Source organism: Demequina phytophila, from assembly GCF_000971135.1.
GTDB lineage: Bacteria > Actinomycetota > Actinomycetes > Actinomycetales > Demequinaceae > Demequina > Demequina phytophila.
On record NZ_BBLW01000002.1, the window covers coordinates 36,086 to 56,182 of the forward strand.

Consider the following 20,097-nt stretch of genomic DNA (forward strand, 5'->3'; position numbering starts at 1 on the left):
GTGCCCACTCCCGCATCCCGCTTCTACCGCAACGCGGCGAGGCCGCTCCAGGCGCTCATGACGTCCGTGACCAGGAAGGACTGGCACGGCGCGGAGAACCTGCCGAGCGACCGCGGCTTCATCGCGGTGTCCAACCACGTGTCCTACGCGGACCCGATCACGCTGGCGCACTTCCTGTACAACAACGGGCACCCGCCGCGCATCCTCGCGAAGGAGAGCCTGTTCCGTACGCCGTTCATCGGCTGGCTGCTGCGCGGCTTCGACCAGATCCCCGTCCACCGGGGCACGTCGCGCGCGGCCGAGGCCGTCGACGCCGCGGTCGACGTGCTCGAGCGCGGCGACATGATCGCGATGTTCCCCGAGGGCACGCTCACGCGCGACCCCGACCTGTGGCCCATGATCGGCCGTACCGGTGTCGCGCGCATGGCGCTGTCCACCGGCGTACCCGTCATCCCGGTCGCGCAGTGGGGCGCCCACACCCTGCTCCCGCGCTACGGCAAGATGGTCCACCCCATCCCGCGCAAGACCATCACCGTGGTCGCCGGCCCCGAGGTCGACCTCGACGATCTCCGCGGCGGCGACCTCGACACCGCGACGCTCCGCGAGGCGACGGACCGCATCATGGCTACGCTGACAGGCATGGTCGCCGAGATCCGCGGGGAGACGCCGCCGGAGAAGCCGTACGACATCCGCAAGCAGGGCGACGGCGGGAGGCCCACCCGATGACGCGTGCCGCGATCCTCGGCGCGGGGGCGTGGGGCACCACGTTCGCCGCCGTGATGAAGGACGCCGGCACCGACGTCACGCTCTGGGGCAGGGACGATGCGGTGGTCCGGTCGATCCGTGACGACCGCAGGCACGAGGCCGCCATCCCCGGCGTGGAGCTGCCCGAGGGCATCCACGCGACCACGGACATCGAGGAGGCGCTCGCGGGCGCCGACGTGGTCGCGGTCGCCGTGCCCGCGCAGCGCGCGCGGCAGATCATCGCGCCGTTCGCTTCGCTGGTCCCGTCCGGCGCCGTCGCCGTGTCGCTCATGAAGGGCATCGAGCTGGGCAGCCACGCGCGCATGTCCGAGGTTCTTGCGGAGGCGTGGGGGCTGGGGGAGGAGCGGGTGGCCGCGGTGTCCGGCCCCAACCTCGCCAAGGAGATCGCGCAGCGCCAGCCGACCGCGACCGTGGTCGCGTCCGCCGACGCGGAGGCGGCCGAGCTGGTCGCCGCGGCCACCGCATCGTCCTACTTCCGTCCCTACACGAACGACGACCTCGTGGGCGTCGAGCTGTGCGGGGCGTACAAGAACGTCATCGCCGTGGGCGTGGGCATCACCGACGGGCTCGGATTCGGCCACAACACCACCGCGACGGTCATCACGCGCGGCCTCGCGGAGATCACGCGGCTGGGCCTCGCGCTCGGCTCGCGCCCCGAGACGTTCTCCGGCCTCGCCGGGATGGGCGACCTCATCGCGACGTGCGCGTCGCCGCTGTCGCGCAACCACACGCTCGGCGCGCACCTGGGCCGCGGCCGTTCGTTGGACGAGGCGATCGCGCTCACGGTCGGAACCGCCGAAGGCGTGAAGACTGCGCGCGCGGTGCAGGAGCTCGCGACCGCGGCCGTGGTCGACGTGCCCATCTGCGACGGCGTGGTGACCATGCTCGCGGGCGAGGCGCCGGTCGAGTCCGTGATCGGCGCGCTGCTGTCGCGTCCCAGGAAGGCGGAGGTCGACTGATGGCGAAGCCCACCGTGGCGGTCGTGTTCGGCGGCCGTTCCACCGAGCACGGCGTGTCCTGCGTGACCGCGGGCGGCGTGCTCGGCGCCATCGACCGCGAGCGCTGGGACGTGGTGGCGATCGGCATCACCCGGGAGGGCCGCTGGACCCTGGCGTCGTCCGACCCGGGGGACTGGCGCATCGTCTCCGGGGAGATGCCCACGGTGCCCGCCTCCGAGGACGTGGTGCTGCCGCCCGTCGAGGCCGGGTCGCGGATGTGGCGGATCGCCGGGCCCGCGGGGCTGCGGGATCTGGGTGAGATCGATGTGGTGTTCCCCCTGCTCCACGGCCCGTGGGGCGAGGACGGCACGTTGCAGGGCGCGCTCGAGCTGGTCGACGTCCGCTACGTCGGGTCCGGGGTGCTCGCGTCCGCGATGGGCATGGACAAGCAGTACATGAAGACCGCGTTCCGCGAGGCCGGGCTGCCTGTCGCCCGCGACGTGGTGGTGTCGCCGCACCGTGGCGTCGAGGAGCAGAGGCTCGAGATCGAGGCGCTGGGGCTGCCGGTGTTCGTCAAGCCCGCGCGCGCCGGGTCCTCGATGGGGATCTCGAAGGTGTCCTCCTGGGCGGCCCTGGACGCGGCCGTCGCGGGGGCTCAGAAGCACGACCCGAAGGTGCTGATCGAGGCCGCCGTGGTGGGCCGCGAGGTCGAGACGGCGGTGCTCGCGACCGCGGGCGGACTGCTCACGTCGCCGGCCGGCGAGATCATCACCGGCGGAGACCACGAGTTCTACGACTTCGAGGCGAAGTACCTCGACGAGGCCGCCGTGACGCTGCTGTGCCCCACGTCGCTCGAGGGCGCGGTCGCCGCGACGGTCGCGGACTACGCCAAGCGTGCGTTCCGCGCGGTCGGGGCGGAGTCGCTCGCGCGCGTCGATGTGTTCGTGAAGGCCGACGGCGGCGTGGTGGTCAACGAGATCAACACCATGCCCGGCTTCACGCCGACGTCGATGTACCCCCGCATGGCCGCGGCCGCCGGGATCACGTACGTGGAGCTGGTGGAGACGCTGCTGACCGTGGCGCTCGAGAGGCCCGTCGGGCTGCGCTGACCGGTCTCGGGGTGGCCGCCGTGCGCGTCTCCACACACGTGAGGCACTGATCCACACGGAACCCGGATGGTGAACGGGAACATGGTCGGATCGCGTCAATCTCCAGGGGCGCGGTGTGGAGAGGTGCTCAGGTGGCGCTCTCGGTAAACGTCGAAAGCCTGCGGGACTTTCGATTGTTGGCGCGATAAGATCGCGCCATGGCCGACGTAACGCGCGACGATGCGGTGAGCGAGCAGGCGGGCAAGGACCTGTTCCAGATCCTGAGGGACGGGTCCCCCCGGACCCGCTCCGAGCTGGCGGGGCTCACGGGTCTCGCGCGGTCGACGGTCGCCGCGCGCGTGGACTCGCTGGTGCGGCTCGGTCTGGTCAAGCCGGTGGGGGCCGCGGTCTCCACGGGTGGCCGGCCGTCGTCCCAGTTCGCGCTCAACTCGTCGGGTCGGGTGGTGCTCGGCGTCGACGTGGGAGCGTCCCACGCGCGCATCGCGCTCGCCGACCTCAGCGGGCGGATCCTCGAGCAGCGCTCGGTGTCGCTGGCGGTGGCCGAAGGGCCCGCTGCGGTGCTCGGCTGGGTCGCGGAGGAGGGGCGCGCGCTGGTCGCCGAGCGCGGCTCGAGCGACGACCTGCTGGCGGTCGGTGTGGGGCTCCCGGGTCCCGTCGAGCACAGCTCGGGCAAGCCGATCGACCCCCCGATCATGCCGGGGTGGGACCGCTACGACGTCCCCGCGCACCTGGGAACCGAGCTCGGGGTCCCGGTGCTGGTCGACAACGACGTCAACATCATGGCCCTGGGCGAGCGCGAGATCGCCTGGCCCGATGTCGACCACCTCATCTTCGTCAAGGTCGCGACGGGCATCGGCGCGGGCGTGATCTCCGGAGGTCGCCTGCAGCGCGGCGCGCAGGGCATCGCGGGCGACATCGGTCACGTATTCGTGCACAGCGGGCGCGACGCCGTCTGCCGGTGCGGCAATCGTGGCTGCCTCGAGGCGATCGCCGCGGGACCGGCCGTGGCCGCCGGCCTGCGCGAGGCCGGCCTCGCGGTCGAGACCAGCCAGGACGTCGTCGAGCTGGTGCGTGCGGGCAACATCCCCGCGATCCAGGCGGTGCGTGAGGCCGGACGACTCATCGGCGAGGTCCTCACCACCTGCGTGAGCCTCATCAACCCCGAGGTGATCGTGCTGGGCGGATCGCTCGCGCACGCCGGGGACCACCTGCTCGCCGGAGCGCGCGAGGTGGTCTACGCGCGCTCCATGCCGCTCGCGACGTCGAATCTGCAGATCACCCAGTCGCGGTCGGGCGCGAACGCCGCGATCGAGGGGGCGAGCATGCTCGCGATCCACCACGCGCTGTCGCCCGCGCGGATCGAGGCGATGCTGGGGGAGGAGCGCTGACGCGTCCCGCCCCCAGCGTGCCCCTCAGCGTCCCGCCCCCAGCGTGCCCCTCAGTCCGTGGACGAGCTGAAGGCGGCGTCGAACGCCGCGTCGGGCGCGTCGAACGCGAGCCGGCGGACGAACCCGAGCGCCTCGGGGGCGCCCAGCAGCCGGTCCATTCCGGCGTCCTCCCACTCGATCGAGATGGGTCCGGAGTAGCCGATCTGGTTGAGGGCGCGGAACGCGTCCTCCCACGGCACGTCACCGTGCCCGGTGGAGATGAAGTCCCAGCCGCGCCGCGCATCGGCCCACGCGAGGTGCGATCCCAGCCTCCCGTTGCGGCCGTTGACCATGCGCTTGCGGGTGTCCTTGCAATCGACGTGGTAGATCCGGTCGGCGAAGTCGATGAGGAAGCCCACCGGGTCGAGGTCCTGCCACACCATGTGGCTGGGGTCCCAGTTGAGCCCGAACGCGGGCCTGTGCCCGATCGCCTCGAGCGTGCGGACGGTGGTCCAGTAGTCGTACGCGATCTCGCTCGGGTGGACCTCGTGCGCGAACCGCACGCCCTCCTCGTCGAACACGTCGAGGATGGGGTTCCAGCGGTCCGCGAAGTCCTGGTAGCCCGCGTCGATGACCTCCTGCGAGACGGGAGGGAACATCGCGACGTACTTCCAGATCGCGGAGCCCGTGAAGCCCACCACGGTGTCGACACCGAGGCGTCGGGCGAGACGGGCGGTGTGCTTCATCTCCTCGGCGGCGCGCTGGCGCACGCCCTCGGGGTCGCCGTCGCCCCACACGCGCGGGCCCACGATGTCACGGTGACGGTGGTCGATCGGGTCGTCGCAGACGGCCTGACCCTTGAGGTGGTTGGAGATCGCGTAGACCTTGAGGCCGTGGCACTCGAGAAGGTCGAGGCGGCCCTGGACGTAGGCGTCGTCGTCCCATCGCCACGGGTCGAGGTGGTCGCCCCAGCAGGCGAGCTCCAGGCCGTCGTAGCCCCAATCCGACGCGAGGCGGGCCACCTCCTCGAGGGGGAGGTCGGCCCACTGCCCCGTGAACAGCGTGATCGGTCGGGTCATGGTGTCGCTCCTCATCCCGCGTGGGTGGAGACCCACGCGCTGCCGCCGGCCGCCGAGCGCTCGACCGCGTCGAGGACCCGCTGCACCTGATATCCATCCGCGAACGACGGGCTCGGCTGCGTCGCCGAGATCACCGCCTCCACCAGGTCCTTCGCCTGGTGCACGAAGCCGTGCTCGTATCCGAGCGTATGTCCCGCTGGCCACCACGCGGAGATGTAGGGGTGTTCGGGCTCGGTGGCGAGGATCCGCGTGAATCCCTGGCGGTCCGCCGGCGCCGTCGCGTCGTACCACTGCACCGCGTTCATGTCCTCGAGGTCGAACACCACGGTCCCACGGTCGCCGTAGACCTCCACCCGGAGCGCGTTCTTGCGTCCGGTCGCGAAGCGGCTCGCCTCGAACGATCCCAGCGCGCCTCCGTCGAACCGGCCCATGAACGCCGCGTAGTCGTCGACGGTCACATGCCCGCGCGGCGCGTCCGCGGTGGCGGTGCCGCCCAGGCCGCGGCCCGCGTCCATCAGCGGGCGTTCGCTGACGAACGTCTCGACCGTGCCGGACACCGACGCGACGCGCTGACCGGTGAGGTGCTGGGCGAGGTCGATCGCGTGGGCGCCGATGTCGCCCAGCGCGCCGGAGCCCGCCTTGGTCTTGTCCAGTCGCCACGTCATGGGCGCGTCGGGGTCGGCGAGCCAGTCCTGCATGTACTGCGCACGGACCTGGCGCACGGTGCCCACGGCGCCGGCGGCGATCATCTGCCGCGCGAGCTCCGCCGCGGGCACGCGGCGGTAGGTGAAGCCGACCATGGCGAGCACCCCTCGCTGCGCGGCCCGCTCCGCGGCCTCGGCCATGCGGCGCGCCTCGTCGACGGTGTTCGCGAGCGGCTTCTCGCACAGCACGTGCTTGCCGGCCTCGAGCGCGGCGATCGCGAGCTCGCAATGGGTGTCGCCGGGCGTGACGATGTCGACGATGTCGATGTCGTCACGGGCGATCACCCCAGCGGCGTCCACCGAGGCCTCGGCCCAGCCCCACTTCTCCGCCAGCCGCACGTTCTTGTCGGGATCCCGCCCGACCATCACCGCCATCTCGACCGGCGGGATGCGGAAGAAGCGCGGCGCGACGCGCCACCCTTGCGAGTGCGCGGCTCCCATGAAGCCGTTGCCGATCATCGCGATGCGCACTGGCGCGTCCATGTTGCTCTCACTCTCTCGTCTGGTGCGCGGGGGAGAAGCGGCGGCCGCCCCGCGTCGCGAGGCGGCCGCCCTCCCGGATCAGGACTCGAAGCCCAGGTGGAGGTAGTCGTCCACGTTCTCCGCGGTCACCACGGGTGCGTCGAGCACGATGCGGTGCGGCACACCCGCCGAGGCGAGGTCGGACATGCTGCCGCCCTGCGCGATGAGACGGGCGAGCGCGATGCCGTCCGCGGCCTGGGTCGACGGGTAGATGACAGTCGCCTCGAGCACGGTGTCTCCGGCCTTGATCGCGTTCATCGCGTTGAGCGAGCCGGCGCCGCCGACCATGAAGAACTCGTCACGCCCGGCCTCGTCGATCGCGGCGAGGACGCCGATGCCCTGGTCGTCATCGTGGTTCCACAGCGCGTCGATCTGCGGGTTGGCCGAGAGCAGCTGGGCCGTCACCTCCTGGCCGCCCGCGATCGTGAAGTCCGCGGCGACGCGCGCGTCGACGTCGAGTCCGCACTCCGCGAGCGCGTCGGCGAAGCCCTGGCTGCGGTCCTGGGTCAGGGGCAGCGAGTCGATGCCCGCGACCTCGGCGACCACCGCATCGGTCTGGCCCTCGAGCTTCCCGCAGATGTACTCGCCCGCGCTCACGCCCATGCCGTAGTTGTCGCCCAGGATGGTGCTGCGCGCCGCGTCGACGGAGGAGAACTCGCGGTCGACGTTGATGACCGGGATGCCGGCCGCCATCGCCGCGATCGCAGCCTCGGTGAGCGCCGCGCCGTCGGTCGGGAGCAGCACGATCGCGTCGACGCCCTCGTTGACGAAGGTCTCGACCTGGCTGATCTGCAGGTTGGCGTCGTTGGTGCCCTCGGCGACGCGCAGCTCGACATCGTCGAACTCCTCCGCCTTGGCGATCGCGGCCGAGTTGATCGCGCCCAGCCATCCGTGGTCGGCCGCGGGACCCGAGAAGCCGATCACCACGGTCTCGCCGCTGGTGGTCGTGCCGGTGTCGCCGCCGCCGCCGTTGGCGCTCGCCGACGCGTTGGTGTCCGAGTCGTTCGAGGTGCAGCCGGCGACCAGCAGGGCCCCGGCGATCGCCGCCGCCCCGTACGTCACCCACCGCGAGTGCTTGCCTCGTGTTCCAGTCATGATGTCCTCCCCTGAATGATCACTGTCGTCGTTGCCAGCGATGAGGGTCACACGGTGCCGCGGCTCGCGAACGAGGCGGTCGATGTCCACACTGACAAGGTCAACGTAACAGAAGCGGCCGAGAATGCAACAACTTCTGTATGTTGCTCGACATAACGGTTGTGCAACGAAATTCGCGCGTATCGGGCCGCGCGCACGCGTAGGACGGGCGTGATCGCGCGGCGACACGCACCGATTCGGGCCCTTTTCGCGCCGCGGCTCGACGTGTTATGTTCGTCGCGTGATCGAAGACGACCACTCCACGTCATTACTGGAGATCCGTGGCCTGACCAAGGCCTTCGGCTCGGCACGGGCGCTCAAGGGCGTGGACCTCGACGTCCGCGCCGGCGAGGTGCACTGCGTGCTCGGGCAGAACGGCGCGGGCAAGTCCACCCTCATCAAGACGCTTTCGGGCGCCCATCAACCCGACGAGGGCGAGATCCGCTGGAACGGCGAGGTCGTGACCATCGCCAACCCGGTGGCGGGCCTCGAGCTCGGGATCGCCACCATGTATCAGGAGCTCGACGTGGTCGACGGCCTGAGCGTGGCGGAGAACATCTTCCTGGGCCACGAGCTCGCCAGGGGAGGGGTGCTGAACCGCCGCTCCGCCGCCAAGCGGACGCGCGAGCTCATGGCGCGGCTCGGCCACCCCAGCATCACCCCCTCCACCGAGGTGGGAACGCTGTCGCCCGCGTCGAAGCAGATCGTCGCCATGGCGCGCGCCTTGTCGCATGACATCCGGCTGATGATCATGGACGAGCCCAGCTCGGTGCTCGACTCCGAGGAGGTCGACAACCTCTTCCGGGTGGTCGGGGAGCTGACCCGCCAGGGGATCGCCGTCATCTACATCTCGCACCGGCTCGAGGAGATCGAGCGCATCGGCGACCGCATCACCGTGCTCAAGGACGGCCGCAGCGAGGCGTCGAACCTGCCGGTCGCCGACACTCCCACCCGCCAGCTCATCGCCCTGATGACCGGCACCGACATCGAGCACGTCTTCCCTCCCGCCACCCCCGTACCGGCGGACGCCCCGACTGTGCTCGAGGTCGAGGGGTTGTCGCTGCCCGGCCGGTTCCAGGACGTGAGCTTCTCGGTGCGCGCCGGGGAGATCGTGGGTCTCGCGGGCCTCGTCGGCTCGGGACGGTCCGAGGTGCTCGAGACCATCTTCGGGCACCGCCGTGCGTCCGCCGGCGTGGTCCGCGTCTCCGGAAGGACCCTGCGGTCGGGAGCGGTGGACGATGCCGTGGTCGCCGGGGTGGGCTTCACCCCGGAGGAGCGCAAGAGCCAGGGTCTCCTGCTCGAGGAGCCGATCTTCAAGAACGCCACGCTGTCGACCTTCGCGCGCTTCGCGAAGGGCGGGCTGCTCGACGAGGCCGCCGAGCGCAAGGCGACCGCCGAACAGATCGCCGCGCTCGACCTGCGCCCGGCCGACCCGGACCGCATCACCCGGACGCTGTCCGGCGGCAACCAGCAGAAGATCATGCTCGCGCGCTGGCTGATCCACGGCACCACCGTGCTGCTCCTCGATGAGCCGACGCGTGGCGTCGATGTCGGAGCCCGCATGGAGATCTACCGGCTGATCCGCGAGCTCGCGGCCGCCGGCACGGCGCTCGTGATCGTGTCGAGCGAGATCGAAGAGGTCATCGGGCTCGCGGATCGCGTGCTCGTCATCGCGGACGGCCGCATCCTCGCGGACCGCGCCGCCGAGTCCATCGACGAGCACGGCGTGCTCGACCTTGTCATGAAGGGAAGTGCCGCGTGAGCACCGGGTCCCCCACCCCCGAATCCAGCGAGGTCGCCGCCGCGGCCGAGTCCCCGCGCCCCGAGCCGGAGCGTCGCTCCGTCGCGTCGCGCCTGCTCTCCGGGCCGGCCGGCCGCAGCATCGGCCTCATCATCGCGCTCCTGATCCTCATCCTCGTCGGCGCGGTGACGGCGGGCTCCGACTTCATGAACCTCGACAACATGCTCGTCATCCTGCGTCTCGCGTCGGTGATCGGCGTGGTCGCGATCGGCGTGACGTTCGTGATCACCGCCGGCGGCATCGACCTCTCGGTCGGGTCGGTGCTGGGCCTCGCGTCCGTGGTGGCGAGCCTGGGCGCGATCCAGACCGCCGCCTCCGGGTTCTGGCCGCTCATGGTGTTCGTCTCGATCGCGGTCGGCGTGGTCGCCGGGCTCACGAACGGCCTCATCATCGCGTACGGCAAGGTGGTCGCCTTCATGGCGACGCTCGCCATGCTGGTCGCCGCCCGCGGCCTCGCGGAGCTCATCTCCCAGCGGCAGACCCAGGTGGTGTCGAACCAGGGATTCCTCAGCTTCTTCCGAGGCGACCTGCTGGGCATCTCCTGGGTGGTGTGGATCTTCGCGCTCGTCTCGGTCGCCGGCTGGTTCCTGCTCAACCGCACCACGTTCGGCCGCCGCACGGTCGCGATCGGCGGCAACGCGACCGCCGCGCGGCTCGCGGGCGTCAACGTGCGCCGCCACCTCACGTACCTCTACATGCTGTCGGGTGCGACCGCGGGCATCGCGGCGACCATGCTCCTCTCGCGAACAACCGCCGGCACGTCCACGCACGGCCAGCTGTACGAGCTCGACGCCATCGCCGCCGTCGTGGTCGGTGGCACGCTGCTCATCGGCGGTCGCGGCACCATCGGCGGCACCGTGCTGGGCGTGCTTCTGTTCGCGACGCTCACCAACGTGTTCACCCAGAACAACCTGTCGACGTCCGTCCAGCTGGTCGCGAAGGGCGTCATCATCGTGGTCGCCGTGCTGCTCCAGCAGCGCTTCGCCAACCGCGACAGCTCGGCCCCGACCGGCTGACGCCAGGAGAGCACGCCGGTCCGACGAGGCCCTGCTCGCACGATCCCCGCAGCTCCCTGCTCTCAGGGGGCTGCGGGGATCGTGTCGTGTGCGCCGGGTCGGCGGATGCTCCTTCGAGGCAGGGGAGCGGCGCGACGGGGCATCGGGCACGCGGATCGGGCGGCCGGCGTGCTGTCGCGGCTCAGGTCGTCGGTGAGGACCGCCGTGGAGGACTGGTGCGGGGCCTCGCCCGCGCGACCCGCGCATCGTCCGCATGCCCGCTGACGCCCCGCCTCAGCGGGACGATGCGGCGGCCGGCGACCGCGCGCAGGTCGCCGGCGCGGAGGGTCGCCGGGCATGACGAAGGCCCCGCCGAAGCGGGGCCTTCGCGGTGGTGCCTAGAACGACAGGCAGGAGAGGTACTCGAAGGAGTCCTTCGCGAACTCGATGTCGTTCGGGGCGCCGTCGCGCTCCAGGACGTAGTACCGCACCTTGCCCTGGGCGGCCTCCAGGATCGGAGCCCAGTCGATGTCGCCCTCGCCCACGTCCGTGATGTTGCTGCGGCCGTACGGCGCGTTGCCGTCCTTGATGTGCAGAAGGTCGATCCGGTCGCCGTACTCGTCGAGCAGCGCCGGCACGTCGACGCCCGCGGTCACCGCCCAGTAGACGTCGACCTCGAATGCGACGTAGCGCGGGTCGGTGTTCTCCGCGAGGATCTGCCAGGCGCTCTTCATCTCGCCGGTCTCCGGATCGGCGTACATGGTCTCGAACTCCTGGTTGTGGTTGTGGCCGAAGAACTTGCCCGTGCCGTTCTTCACCGACGCCTCGCCCAGGCGGTTCATGGTCTCCGCCGTCGCAAGGACGTTCTCGTACGAGGTGATGCCCGGCGCCGCGAAGCCTCCCGACCCGACCCACTTCTGGCCGAGGTCCTTCGCCAGCTCGAGAGTGGTGGGGAACGTCGCCTCCGTGGTGCTGCCATGCGAGGACGGCGCCTTGATGCCGTACTCCTTGAGCAGCTCGCGGAACTCGGCAGCCGTCCGGTTGCCGTACGAGCTGAACGTGCTGCCTGGCGTGCCGAACGGCTCGACGTTCTTGATGCCGACCTCCTGGAGCTCGGCGAGGATCGGCTCGATGTCGCCCAGCTGGAACTGCCATCCGAGATAGCTGAACAGCTGGATCGAGATCTTGCTCGCCGGGACGCTGCGGCCGGAGCACTGCGCCGCGTCGTTGGCGTGGGGGCTCGGCGGCGCCGCGGTCGCGGGTGCGGCGAGCGCGATCCCACCCGCCACGGCGGCGGCGGCCGCCGCGGCGAGAGCCTTGTTCCTGGTGCTGAACTTCGCCTTCATGGGGTTTCCTCCCTTGTGTTCGACGGCATCCTTGCCGCCCGTCTGTGGGGTGGCCGTGGCGCGGGTGTCCACGGTCCGGAGGGGAGGGGGCGAGGGACGGTCCCTCGCCCCCTCCCGTCACGACAGCGAGTCGATGACCGCCTCGATGTCGCGTGCGAGGAGCGCGTCGTCGACCGTGCCTGCCAGTCGCGTCAGCGCGGCGACCGCCTGGGCTGTGCGGCCCGCGTCGAGATGCCGCTCCGCCTGAGCGAGACGTGCCTCGATCTGTGCCGTCTGCGCGGCCGTCAGGTCGCCCGAGTCGAGAAGCCGCGCCACGTGCGCCGCGACATCCTCGAACGTGGCCTCCACCGTGAACGTGACCGAGCTCTGGCCGACGTTCCCCGCAGTGTCCGTGGCGGACGCGGTGAGGTTGTGCTCGCCCAGGTCGAGGGTCGACACGTCGAGCGTGCCGGCCTCGATGGCCTCGCCGTCCAGGGTGATCGTGGTCGAGGCGACGCCGGACGTCACGTCCTCCGCCTCGACACCCAGGTCGAGCATGACGGTGGACCCGAGGGTCGCGCCGTCGTCGACGCCGGTGATCGCCGCGTCGGGCGCGGTGCCATCGATCGACACCGTCACCGAGCCGACCTCCGAGACGTTGCCGCCCGTGTCGGTGGTCCGGTAGAGGACCTCGTGGACGCCGTCCCCGGTCAGCTGGTACGGGTCGAACCGGTGGAGGAACGCCCAGAAGGCCCACCGGAGGCTCGTCCACGTCTCGCCACCGTCGACGGAGACCTCGGCATCGTCGATCTCGCCGTTGTCGGTGCCCGAGACCGTGATCGAGACGCCGCCCGTGTACCAGCCGTTGTCGCCCGTCGGCTCGGCGGGGGAGACCGTCGCGCTCGCCTCCGGCGGGGTGACGTCGGTGACGCCGGGTCCCTGGAAGGTGAGCGTGTCGAGCTCGACGCCGCCCGTGGACGTGACGAACAGCTCGCCGGTGCCCGTCGGGAACGACGTGACGTTCGCCGCGACACCGGTCCAGCCGCTCCCGTCGAACTCGGCGGTGGCGAAGGGCTCGGCGTCGGCCGCGCCCCAGCGGAGCTCGATCGTGCCCGTGCCGGCACCGCGGACCTCGACACCCTCGATGCCGATGAAGTTCACCGGGTCCCAGGAGAGCGAGTCGCCCGGATCGAGCGACGTGACCTTCGCCAGGCCGCCGGCCGTGTCGTCGGACCCCACCTCGACGCCCGTCAGCGTGTCGGCGTGCTCGGCCTCCTGGACGAACGGGTTGAGCACCAGCGAGGCCTCCGCCTGCGCGGCCGGGATGTCGCCATTGCCCTGGTCCGTGTAGGTCGCGACGACCACGCCGAAGAGCTTCTCCGTCGCGCCATGCTCGGGTGCATCGACGGGCGTGGCCCACGCGCCCGCGCAACCGCTGCCGAGCACCTCGGGGTGCGCGTGCGTGTCGTGCCCGAGCCCGAAGGTCCAGCTGAGGTGGGAGCACACCGTGGTGTCCCCGTCCTCGGGATCCGAGGTGGAGAACGAGTACGGCACGGCGTCGCCCCAGCCGAAGAACCCGCCGTCCGCCGGCCAGTCGACCGTGAGGGTCGGCGCGACGTTGCCCACGGTGATCGCGCGGGACGTCAGCCCCGTGCGACCCTCGGGGTCCGTGACGCGCAGGCGGACCGTGTACTGGCCCAGCTCGTCGTAGGTGGCCGTGACGGACACGCCGGTGTCATCGAACGCGCCGTCGCCGTCGACGTCCCATTCGTAGGTGAGCGCCTCGCCCTCCGGGTCCGTCGAGCCGGAGCCGTCGAGCGTCACGGTGAGCGGGGCGTCGGAGGACGAGTCGGGATCGGCCGAGATCACCGCGGTCGGGCTCTTGTTGCCCGCCGCGTAGTCGACGCGGTACAGGCCGGCCTCGGGGTTCTGGCGGAAGAAGCCGTTGCCGTAGTCGAGGATGTAGAGCGAGCCGTCGGGACCGAACTCCATGTCGATGGGGCTGTCGGTGATGGCCTGCACGTTGTCGGTGAGCGCCGCGTTGGGCAGCACCTGCTGGACGTGCGTGACCGGACCGTCGGGGTCGGGGATGGTGAGAGCCGCGATGTAGTCCTGCGAGAACTCGTAGAAGAACGCCTTCCCGTCCCAGTACTCGGGCCACTGCGACGAGGGGCCGTCGGGGTCGTAGTGGAACGTGGGCCCGCCCATGGGTCCCTGGCCGCCCTGCGCGTCGAATGTCACGAACTCGTCGAACGGCTGGTCGCCCGGGTTGTCGCCGTAGTAGATCTGCGGCGCCGTCGCCGGCGGCAGGACGTCGAGGCCCGTGTTCCAGGTCGAGTTGTTCTCCGCGCCGGCGCCGCAGTCGAACCAAGGGCCCGGCGTCGCGGTGGCGTAGTCCCACTCGTTGTAGTTCGCGTTGGGGCCGTGGCAGTACGGCCAGCCGCCGTTGAGCGGAGCGGTGGTGCTCTGCCATTCGACGTATCCCATGGGTCCGCGGTCGGCGTTGGCGACTCCGGAGTCGGGGCCGTAGTCGCCCCAGCTCACCGCGCCCGTGGCGGCGTCCACCTCCATGCGGAACGGGTTGCGCAGGCCCATGACGAAGATCTCGGGCCGCGTACCCTCGGTGCCTGGCGCGAAGAGGTTGCCGTCGGGGATGGTGTACGAGCCGTCGGCCTCGGGGTGCACGCGCAGGATCGCTCCGCGCAGGTCGTTGGTGTTGCCGGCCCCGCGTCGCGAGTCGAAGCCGGGGTTCATACCGGGGGCGTTGTTGTTCGGGGCGAAGCCGTTCGCACCTGGCGTGCTCGCGGGCGTGTTGTCGCCCGTCGACAGGTAGACGTTGCCGTCGCCGTCGAAGTCGATGTCGCCGCCAACGTGGCAGCACTGTCCACGCTGTGTCTCGACGCGGAGGATCACCTGCTCGGAGGAGACGTCGAGGGTCTCGGCCTCCGCGTCCCATTGGAAGCGCGACAGCTGGTTGTACCCGGTCCAGATGTCCCAGTAGGACTCGTCCTCACCCGCGGGGAGGCTGTTCGGTGCCGAGCCCGTGGGTGTGGTCTCCGGGTACGGGTCCTCCATCACGCGGGGCGCGTAGTACGCGTAGACCCAGCCCGAGTCCTCGTAGTCGGGGGAGATCGCGACGGCCTGGAGGCCGTCCTCAGAATTGGCGTAGACATCGAGCGTGTTGACGATCCGTGTCACGCCCGTCGCCGGGTCCGTGTGGCGGATCGCGCCGTTGCGGGCGCTGTGCAGCACGCTCCCGTCGGGCAGGATCGTCATCCCGATCGGCTCGCCGACGTCCTTGGTGAGCAGGATCTTCTCGTAGTTGGACCAGTCGAGCGCGGCTTCTGAGCCTGGCTCGGCGTCGTGATCCACTCCGTCGTGCGCGGATGCGGCCGTTCCGGACGCGACCAGCGCGAGCGCCGCGACGACAAGGGTCGCCGAGGCCGGACGCGTAAGATGCATGTGGCATTCCTTCCAGGGTGGATGGTTGCCACGGAGTCCTGACAGGGGCTGTGGCGCCATCCGCAAGCGGGTGGGTGTGCTGGGGCCCGTCGCCTCCGCGTCGTTGTCGCGGACGGAGGCGGCGGGTCCGCCTCAAGAGCTCTGGAGCGGCCTGTGCCGCGGCGCCTCCCTTCGCGTCGGACGAGCCGCGACCGATGCGCGGGGGACTGCCATCGCGTGGCCCGCGATCGACGCGCGCACCCATGCGTGCGAGGAGGCGGGGACCTCAAGGGTGTGGCTCGCGATTCTGCGGCACCCTTTTTGCTGATCGTCGCTGATCATGCGTCGAACCTAGATCGGCTTTCTGCCGATCGTCAAGCAAAAGGCGTGATATTCCGTTCAAGTAGCGCATAACGGAACTCTTTAGTATCTTCCGGAGATTTCGGGGACCGCGGGGGACTTCCGAGCACCTCTCCACGCAAGCGAGCCACTGATCCACACATACCCCGGATGGTGAACGGGCACATGACCGGATCGGGCGCGTTCACCGGCGCGGCGTGTGGAGGGGCGTCCGCTGCGGGAAGGGTCAGCGGCACTCGAGGCCGTTGGACGGCGCCTTCGCGACCGCGAGCGACACCTCCGCGAGGACGTCGCCGATCGCGTCCTGCGCGCGCACCTTCGGCACGACCAGCTCGGCGGCGGGGGAGCGCCCGAACGCGACAGCCCGCCACGCCTCGTCCTCCTCGGTCACCAGCCAGTCGACTGTCGAGCCCGACGTCTCCACCGCGAGGCACTGCTCCGTGGTCGGCCCCGGGGGCTCGACGCCGCAGCGCATCACCAGCGGGTACTCGTCGCCCCACGCGGCCGTCGCCTGCGAGGTGGTCTCGCGGTAGTCGAGCCCGCCGAGCACGTCCGGCACCGCGAGCATCACGCGCGCGCAGTCGGGGTCCGCCGCGTAGGTCGCGGGGTCCACCGGGTACTGGCTCGCACATCCCGCCAGCGGCACCGCCAGCACCGCGAGCAGCAGCAGAGCGACGGGGCGGGCCATGCCGCAAGCCTACGGGCGGCCCGGGCGAACTCGGACCGCGGCCCCCGACCGCCGCATCGTCCACCGTCGGAGCCCTGCGATAGCGTCACCGTGTGAATCTCGCCGGCCTCCCGCACCGCCGGGCGTTCGCGCTCGCGTGGCCCGCGATCGTCGGCAACATCACCGTGCCGCTGGTGGGCCTGGTCGACACCGCGATGCTCGGCCACTTCTCGGACGCGACCAACATCGGCGCCGTCGCGCTCGGCTCGACGGTGCTGAGCGCGGTGATGTGGCTGGTGGGCTTCCTGCGCACGGGCACCACGTCGCTGGTGGGCCGGGCGCTGGGCGCCGGGAGGGACGATGCCGCGGTCACCCACGCGCAGCGCGCGGCCCTGCTGGCGCTCGCCCTGGGAGGCGGCGCTGTGCTCCTCCAGTGGGTGGCGGTGCCCGCGATCATGGCGGTCCTCGCGCCGGCGGGCGAGGTGCGCGAGCTGGCGATCCAGTACGCGTGGATCCGCTTCGCGTCCGTGCCCGCCGCGCTGCTCACGCTGGTGATCTCGGGATGGTTCGTCGGGGCCGGCGACACCAAGCGGCCCCTCGCGATCGTCGCGACAGTGAACGTGGTCAACCTGGTGCTCGACATCGCGTTCGTGGGCGGGCTCGGCTGGGGTGCCGCCGGCGCAGGCTGGGCGACCGTCGTCGCCGAGTGGCTGGGGCTCGCGCTCGCCCTCGCGCTGTGGTGGCGCGCCGCGCCGGCGCGCATCAGGGACGCCGCACGTCGGTGGCGCGGACGCGGCCTGCGGAGCGGCTGGCGACGCCTCGCCGCGATGAACACGGACCTGTTCATCCGCACCGCGATCCTCTACTCGGTGCTCACCTTCGTGACCGCGTACGGCGCCCGCCTCGGGCCGGAGATCCTCGCCGCGAACGCGATCCTCATGCAGCTCATGCTCCTCGCCAGCTACGGGCAGGACGGCTACGCGCACGCCGCGGAGTCGATGGTGTCGCGGGAGATCGGCCGCCGCGACGTGCCCGTCTTCCACCGCGCCGTGCTGGCGTCCGCGGTGCCGGCCGTCGCCATCGGCGCGGTCTTCACGTTGCTCTACCTGGTCGCGTCCGGGCCCTTCATCGCGGTGCTCACCTCGCTGCCCGAGGTCACCGCCGCCGCGGACACCTACATCGGCTGGGTGGTGTGGCTGCCCCTCGCGTCCTCGCTCGCCTACCTGTTCGACGGGGTGTTCCTCGGGTCCGGACGCACCCGCGCGATGGTGATCACCATGGCCGAGTCCGCGCTGCTCGTGTTCGTGCCCGTGCTGCTCATCGGGTTCGCGTGGCTCGACGACGCCCCCAACCACGACCTGTGGCGCGCGTTCCTCCTGTTCAACGTGGCCCGCGGGGTCTTCCTCGGGATCGCCTACGCCCGCATCACCCGGCGCGGCGCCTGGCTCGAGGGCGCTCACGCATAGAGGGCCGGCATCGCGACGATGCCGGCCCTCCTGCGCGCCCGGGAGTCAGGCCGCGAGCGGCGTGTGCGCGTAGGTCGCACGCACCTTCTCGCGGTTCGCGGTGGCCCAGGCCGCGCCCTTGGGCGCGATGGCGGCGATCGCCGCGATGACGACCACGATCGCGCCCTGCAGCGCGGGTGCGCCGAGCCCCTCGATCGCGCCCTTGAGGATGAGCGCCTGCCCGACCGCGAGGCCGACCAGCACCAGCGCGGCGAGGATCGCGAGCTCGTTGCGCCACACGATCGCCGCGATCGCGACCGCGACCGCTGCGACCGGCATCACGACGGAGCCGACGAACCAGTAGACGTCGAGGCCGTGCACCTCGACGAACGGCGCCGGGCCGTCCCACATGAGGTCACGGTCGAGCGTGCGGCCCGCGTCGGTCCAGGCGATGGCGCCGCCCATGAACCACGCCAGGGCGGCGACCTGCACGGCGGCGAGCCCGACGACGACGAGAGTGAGTGCGCGGTAGATGATGCGCATGATGACTTCCCCCCGCGGGCCGGCGCACGAGTGCGGGATCCGGGGCCCGCGTGACGCTCGAGTGCCTGCACCCGCTCGAGCCATGGTGCGCGTCTCCCGGGGCGGAGGCAATGACCGGATTGCCCCCATTTGTGGTGGGAGGCTGCCCCTACTTCTGGCGCCGCCTACTTGGGGGGCAGCGTCGCGACGTACGCGAGCGCCCGCTCCGCCAGACCCTCCAGGCCGGCCGCGGTGACCGGCAGGGAGACGTACTCGCGCATCGTCCTCCCGCCCGGCGCGAAGGGCTCCGCGTCGGCGCGCTCGCGCGCCGCCTCCAGGTCCACGGCGGCCAGCTTGAAGGTCACCCGGTCGCCGTACAGCGCCATGAACATGTTGCCGGTCACGAACCCCGCGAGCTGGCCGAACATGGGCCGCACCTCGACCCCGGGCGCGTCGGGCACCAGGGCGCGGAACGCAGCCTTGGCCTCCTCGGTCGGGCGCGGCATCTCCATGGCACGACTCTCGCGCACCCCGGGGGATCCCGCGACCCGGCCGCGTGGCCGGCCCGCGCATCGTCCCGCCCTACGCTTGTCCCCATGGCGACTGTCGGTGAGATGGGGGAGGACGCGCTCATCGCGGCCTTCGCCCCCAGGCTGCCCGTGTCCGACTCCGAGATCCTCGGCCCCGGCGACGACGCGGCGGTCCTGTCCGTCGACGGCGACCTCGTGGTCTCCTCGGACGTGCTCATGGAGGGTCACCACTTCCGGCTCGACTGGTCGAGCCCGGAGGACATCGGCTGGCGCGCCGCCATGCAGAACCTCGCCGACATCGACGCGATGGGCGCCGTCCCCACCGCCCTCCAGATCACGCTCGCCGTGCCGCCGTCGCTCGACGCGGACTGGGTGATGCGCTTCGCAGACGGGCTGCGCGAGGCGTGCGAGCCGCACGGCGTGGGCGTGGTCGGCGGCGACCTGTCCGCCTCGCGCGACATCGCCATCTCCGTCACCGTCCTGGGCGAGACGCACGGCACCGAGCCGATCACCAGGGACGATGCCCTTCCTGGGCAGGTCGTGGCCGTGTCGGGGCCGCTCGGGGCGGCCGCCGCGGGCTACGTGCAGCTCACCGAGGGCCGCCGCATCGACGAGGAGACCATCGGGCTGTTCCTGCGGCCCCGGCCGCGCATCGGCGCCGGCCTCGAGGCGGCGCTCTACGGCGCCACCGCCCTCATGGACATCTCCGACGGCCTGGTGCGCGACGCCGGTCGCATCGCGCGTCGCTCCGAGGTGGGGATCGACCTGCGGTCCGAGGACGTGCCCGTGCACGAGGGCGCACGCTTCGCCGCGACCGAGCTGCTGGTGGACGCCCGCATCTGGGCGCTCACCGGGGGCGAGGACCATCACATGCTCGCGGTGTTCCCGCGCGCGGAGGCCGTGCCCGAGGGCTGGACCGTGGTGGGGGAGACCACCGACGCGTTCGCCGGCGTCCGCGTCGACGGCGAGGTGCCGGACGCGCTGGGCTGGGACCACTTCGGGGGCTGACACCGCCGGCTCGCGGCGCGCCCGGGCACGCGAAAACGGACGCCCTCCGGGGAGGACGTCCGTCTCTGGGTGGGTCGGCGGTCAGCCGCGCCGGTGCGCGCTTGCGCGCGCATCCATCAGATGGCGCGCTGGACCTTGCCGGCCTTGAGGCACGAGGTGCACACGTTGACACGCTTGGGGGTACCCGCGACCACGGCACGCACGCGCTGGATGTTCGGGTTCCAGCGACGCTTGGTGCGGCGGTGCGAGTGCGAGATGCTGTGACCGAAGGACGGTCCCTTGGCGCAGACGTCGCAGGTGGCAGCCACGATAGTTCTCCTAGTTTCTGGCGCGGATCGACGTTCAGATCCGCAAAGCTTGGGGGCCCGGGTGCTCGGGCAACCGC

At 71.4% G+C, this 20,097-nt stretch carries 17 protein-coding genes; 8 read left to right on the forward strand and 9 right to left on the reverse strand.

The genetic code is table 11. From position 1 onward, the window contains the following. The 4 genes from AOM01_RS02905 to AOM01_RS02920 all read left to right on the forward strand — a co-directional run bounded on the left by AOM01_RS02905 (position 1) and on the right by AOM01_RS02920 (position 4,200). Complete coding sequence (locus tag AOM01_RS02905; protein ID WP_228374196.1) at positions 1-726, forward strand: lysophospholipid acyltransferase family protein; 726 nt, start codon at positions 1-3, stop codon at positions 724-726. Further along, the gene (locus AOM01_RS02910) at positions 723-1,724 is read left to right on the forward strand and encodes an NAD(P)H-dependent glycerol-3-phosphate dehydrogenase (protein ID WP_062288761.1); all 1,002 of its coding nucleotides are present in this window, start codon (positions 723-725) and stop codon (positions 1,722-1,724) included. Before AOM01_RS02905 ends, AOM01_RS02910 begins: the two co-directional genes overlap by 4 nt. Continuing rightward, positions 1,724-2,812 (forward strand): D-alanine--D-alanine ligase family protein, encoded by a 1,089-nt coding sequence (locus AOM01_RS02915; protein ID WP_062288763.1) that lies wholly within the window; start codon positions 1,724-1,726, stop codon positions 2,810-2,812. Before AOM01_RS02910 ends, AOM01_RS02915 begins: the two co-directional genes overlap by 1 nt. A 197-nt stretch (positions 2,813-3,009) precedes the next feature. After that, positions 3,010-4,200, forward strand: coding sequence for an ROK family transcriptional regulator (locus AOM01_RS02920; protein WP_062288766.1), 1,191 nt, complete (start codon positions 3,010-3,012; stop codon positions 4,198-4,200). A 50-nt stretch (positions 4,201-4,250) separates the two neighbouring features. Here AOM01_RS02920 and AOM01_RS02925 read toward each other — a convergent pair whose 3' ends face one another. The 3 genes from AOM01_RS02925 to AOM01_RS02935 form a co-directional block, all read right to left on the reverse strand. Beyond that, positions 4,251-5,258: a sugar phosphate isomerase/epimerase family protein gene (locus tag AOM01_RS02925; RefSeq protein ID WP_062288769.1), complete on the reverse strand. Its 1,008-nt coding sequence runs from the start codon at positions 5,256-5,258 to the stop codon at positions 4,251-4,253. 11 nt (positions 5,259-5,269) lie between these two features. Continuing rightward, the gene (locus AOM01_RS02930; protein WP_156155803.1) at positions 5,270-6,445 is read right to left on the reverse strand and encodes a Gfo/Idh/MocA family protein; all 1,176 of its coding nucleotides are present in this window, start codon (positions 6,443-6,445) and stop codon (positions 5,270-5,272) included. 78 nt (positions 6,446-6,523) lie between these two features. Beyond that, positions 6,524-7,579, reverse strand: coding sequence for a substrate-binding domain-containing protein (locus tag AOM01_RS02935; protein WP_062288771.1), 1,056 nt, complete (start codon positions 7,577-7,579; stop codon positions 6,524-6,526). Positions 7,580-7,904: 325 nt separating this feature from the next. On the opposite strand from AOM01_RS02935, the gene AOM01_RS02940 reads away from it, so the two are divergent. Further along, positions 7,905-9,380, forward strand: coding sequence for a sugar ABC transporter ATP-binding protein (locus tag AOM01_RS02940; RefSeq protein WP_062289861.1), 1,476 nt, complete (start codon positions 7,905-7,907; stop codon positions 9,378-9,380). Next, positions 9,377-10,435 carry an ABC transporter permease gene (locus AOM01_RS02945; protein ID WP_062288774.1) on the forward strand — a complete coding sequence of 353 codons (1,059 nt, stop codon included), beginning with the start codon at positions 9,377-9,379 and terminating at the stop codon, positions 10,433-10,435. The genes AOM01_RS02940 and AOM01_RS02945 overlap by 4 nt, the downstream gene beginning before the upstream one ends. Positions 10,436-10,812: 377 nt before the next feature. Here AOM01_RS02945 and AOM01_RS02950 read toward each other — a convergent pair whose 3' ends face one another. From AOM01_RS02950 to AOM01_RS02960, 3 genes are all read right to left on the reverse strand, one after another. Further along, entirely contained in the window at positions 10,813-11,760 is a 948-nt protein-coding gene (locus tag AOM01_RS02950; RefSeq protein ID WP_062288777.1) for a sugar phosphate isomerase/epimerase family protein, read from the reverse strand. A 117-nt stretch (positions 11,761-11,877) separates the two neighbouring features. Then, complete coding sequence (locus tag AOM01_RS02955; RefSeq protein WP_062288779.1) at positions 11,878-15,201, reverse strand: PQQ-dependent sugar dehydrogenase; 3,324 nt, start codon at positions 15,199-15,201, stop codon at positions 11,878-11,880. 565 nt (positions 15,202-15,766) lie between these two features. Then, complete coding sequence (locus AOM01_RS02960; RefSeq protein ID WP_062288781.1) at positions 15,767-16,228, reverse strand: DUF3515 family protein; 462 nt, start codon at positions 16,226-16,228, stop codon at positions 15,767-15,769. A 92-nt stretch (positions 16,229-16,320) separates the two neighbouring features. Between AOM01_RS02960 and AOM01_RS02965 the strand changes: the two genes are divergently transcribed. Further along, the gene (locus AOM01_RS02965; protein ID WP_062288783.1) at positions 16,321-17,673 is read left to right on the forward strand and encodes an MATE family efflux transporter; all 1,353 of its coding nucleotides are present in this window, start codon (positions 16,321-16,323) and stop codon (positions 17,671-17,673) included. 45 nt (positions 17,674-17,718) lie between these two features. Here the strand turns inward: AOM01_RS02965 and AOM01_RS02970 are convergent, their stop codons facing one another. Both AOM01_RS02970 and AOM01_RS02975 read right to left on the reverse strand, forming a co-directional pair. Next, complete coding sequence (locus AOM01_RS02970) at positions 17,719-18,195, reverse strand: hypothetical protein (protein ID WP_062288784.1); 477 nt, start codon at positions 18,193-18,195, stop codon at positions 17,719-17,721. Between the two features lie 164 nt (positions 18,196-18,359). Further along, the gene (locus tag AOM01_RS02975) at positions 18,360-18,686 is read right to left on the reverse strand and encodes a TfoX/Sxy family protein (protein ID WP_062288786.1); all 327 of its coding nucleotides are present in this window, start codon (positions 18,684-18,686) and stop codon (positions 18,360-18,362) included. 84 nt (positions 18,687-18,770) lie between these two features. On the opposite strand from AOM01_RS02975, the gene AOM01_RS02980 reads away from it, so the two are divergent. Continuing rightward, positions 18,771-19,712, forward strand: coding sequence for a thiamine-phosphate kinase (locus AOM01_RS02980; protein WP_062288788.1), 942 nt, complete (start codon positions 18,771-18,773; stop codon positions 19,710-19,712). A gap of 116 nt (positions 19,713-19,828) precedes the next feature. On the opposite strand, the gene rpmB is transcribed toward AOM01_RS02980, so the two are convergent. Next, positions 19,829-20,020 (reverse strand): 50S ribosomal protein L28, encoded by a 192-nt coding sequence (gene rpmB / locus AOM01_RS02985; protein WP_062288790.1) that lies wholly within the window; start codon positions 20,018-20,020, stop codon positions 19,829-19,831. Between the last annotated feature and the right edge of the window lie 77 nt (positions 20,021-20,097).

What these genes read in the sequence shown, in the direction of transcription:
- AOM01_RS02910 (WP_062288761.1), top strand. Translation starts at nt 723, where the DNA reads ATGACGCGTGCCGCGATCCTCGGCGCGGGGGCGTGGGGCACCACGTTC.
- AOM01_RS02915 (WP_062288763.1), top strand. Translation starts at nt 1,724, where the DNA reads ATGGCGAAGCCCACCGTGGCGGTCGTGTTCGGCGGCCGTTCCACCGAG.
- AOM01_RS02955 (WP_062288779.1), bottom strand. Translation starts at nt 15,201, where the DNA reads ATGCATCTTACGCGTCCGGCCTCGGCGACCCTTGTCGTCGCGGCGCTC.
- AOM01_RS02920 (WP_062288766.1), top strand. Translation starts at nt 3,010, where the DNA reads ATGGCCGACGTAACGCGCGACGATGCGGTGAGCGAGCAGGCGGGCAAG.
- AOM01_RS02975 (WP_062288786.1), bottom strand. Translation starts at nt 18,686, where the DNA reads ATGGAGATGCCGCGCCCGACCGAGGAGGCCAAGGCTGCGTTCCGCGCC.
- AOM01_RS02935 (WP_062288771.1), bottom strand. Translation starts at nt 7,579, where the DNA reads ATGACTGGAACACGAGGCAAGCACTCGCGGTGGGTGACGTACGGGGCG.
- AOM01_RS02970 (WP_062288784.1), bottom strand. Translation starts at nt 18,195, where the DNA reads ATGCGCATCATCTACCGCGCACTCACTCTCGTCGTCGTCGGGCTCGCC.
- AOM01_RS02925 (WP_062288769.1), bottom strand. Translation starts at nt 5,258, where the DNA reads ATGACCCGACCGATCACGCTGTTCACGGGGCAGTGGGCCGACCTCCCC.
- AOM01_RS02950 (WP_062288777.1), bottom strand. Translation starts at nt 11,760, where the DNA reads ATGAAGGCGAAGTTCAGCACCAGGAACAAGGCTCTCGCCGCGGCGGCC.
- AOM01_RS02930 (WP_156155803.1), bottom strand. Translation starts at nt 6,445, where the DNA reads ATGGACGCGCCAGTGCGCATCGCGATGATCGGCAACGGCTTCATGGGA.
- AOM01_RS02960 (WP_062288781.1), bottom strand. Translation starts at nt 16,228, where the DNA reads ATGGCCCGCCCCGTCGCTCTGCTGCTGCTCGCGGTGCTGGCGGTGCCG.
- AOM01_RS02980 (WP_062288788.1), top strand. Translation starts at nt 18,771, where the DNA reads ATGGCGACTGTCGGTGAGATGGGGGAGGACGCGCTCATCGCGGCCTTC.